The organism is Pseudomonas protegens, from assembly GCF_003732485.1.
Lineage (GTDB): Bacteria > Pseudomonadota > Gammaproteobacteria > Pseudomonadales > Pseudomonadaceae > Aquipseudomonas > Aquipseudomonas protegens_B.
The window spans coordinates 108,611-110,223 of the sequence record NZ_MOAK01000086.1 but is presented as its reverse complement, the minus strand read 5'-3'; the positions used below and the strand labels follow the sequence as shown (position 1 = coordinate 110,223).

Annotated in this window: 1 protein-coding gene; it reads right to left on the bottom strand. The window is 64.2% G+C overall.

The features are described 5' to 3' along the window. Positions 1 to 269: 269 nt before the first annotated feature. Positions 270 to 1,613, bottom strand: a 1,344-nt coding sequence (locus BLX41_RS27460) for an alkaline phosphatase D family protein (RefSeq protein ID WP_259745243.1), incomplete at its 5' end; no start/stop codon positions are given.

Below are 1,613 nucleotides of genomic sequence, written 5' to 3'. Positions count from 1 at the left end.
AAGACTCAAGGCCCTCTTCGCCGGCAAGCCGGCTCCTACATCAATCGTGCCGCACCCTTCGTAGGAGCTGGCTTGCCAGCGAAGGCGCCCGCCAAAACAGCGCAAGGCTCAAGGCCCTCTTCGCCGGCAAGCCGGCTCCTACATCAATCGTGCCACACCCTCCGTAGGAGCTGGCTTGCCAGCGAAGGCGCCCGTCAGAACGGCGCAAGGCGCAAGGGCCTCTTCGCCGGCAAGCCGGCTCCTACGGGACGGGGCGTTGGCGGGGATGGTTACGCCGGTTGCAGGTTGTGCTCGTACACCGCCACGCCATCCAGGTCCCGCAGGATCACCTTCAGCTCTGCCGTCTGCCCATCGATCTGCACTTCGCCAAAGAACTGGAAGCCGGCAAAGGGCGAAGTGTTCTGCGCCGGCGGCGCCTTCTGAAACACCACTTCCGGGCCGAAGGTTTTATCCAGCACATTGGGCCCGAAACTCCCGGCATTCAGCGGGCCGGCAACAAACTCCCAGAACGGCTCGAAGTCCTGGAACGCCGCGCGATCCGGGTGGTAGTGGTGGGCCGCGCAGTAATGCACGTCCGCCGTCAGCCACACATGGTTGCGTACCTGATGCTTGCGCAGATGCGCCAGCAATTCGGCGATCTCCAGCTCACGCCCCTGGGCCGGTCCCGGGTCGCCGTTGGCAACGGCCTCCCAGCGCGCCACCCCGGGGCTGACCTCACCATCGGGCACGCCGAGGCCAATGGGCATGTCCGCCGCCACCACTTTCCACTGGGCCGAAGAATCCTTGAGTTCGCGCTTCAGCCAATCCAGCTGTTCACGGCCAAGGAAGGGTTTCTCGCCACCGAGGTTGTCATCGTTGGCGCCACGATAACTGCGCATGTCCAGCACGAATACATCCAGCAACGGCCCATAGCTGAGCTTGCGGTAAATCCGTCCACCACCATCGGCGCTCTGCCGGCGCATCGGCGCATACTCCAGCCACGCCTGACGCGCACGGCCCACCAGGGTCTGGATGTCCTTGACCGCATAACGTTCGTCCAGCTGCTTGCCGGGCGACCAGTTGTTGACCACCTCATGATCGTCCCACTGCCAGATCTGCGGCACCTCGGCGTTGAAGCGGCGCAGGTTCTCGTCCATCAGGTTGTAGCGGTAATTGCCCCGGTACTCGTCCAGGGTTTCAGCCACCTTGCTCTTGGCCTCGGTGGTGATATTGCGCCATATGCGCCCGTCTTCCACGGTCAACTGCGCCGGCACCGGGCCGTCGGCGTAGATGGTGTCGCCGCTGTGGATAAAGAAGTCCGGCAAGCGCAGGCGCATCGCCTCATAGATACGCATGCCACCGATATCGGGGTTGATGCCAAAGCCCTGGCCCACCGTGTCACCGCTCCAGACAAAACGGATGTCCCGGCGTTGCGCCGGCGCGCTGCGCAAATGGCCGAACCAGGGCTCGCTGGCCACGCCGGACTGGGCGTCCTCGAAGGTCACCCGATAAAAAATCGCCTGATCGGCCGGCAACCCGGTCAACTCCACCCGCGCCGTGAAATCGGTGCGGGCATCGGCCAGGGGCGAAACAGAGCGCCGGGGGTTGCTGAACATGCTTCGCGTGTCCCACTC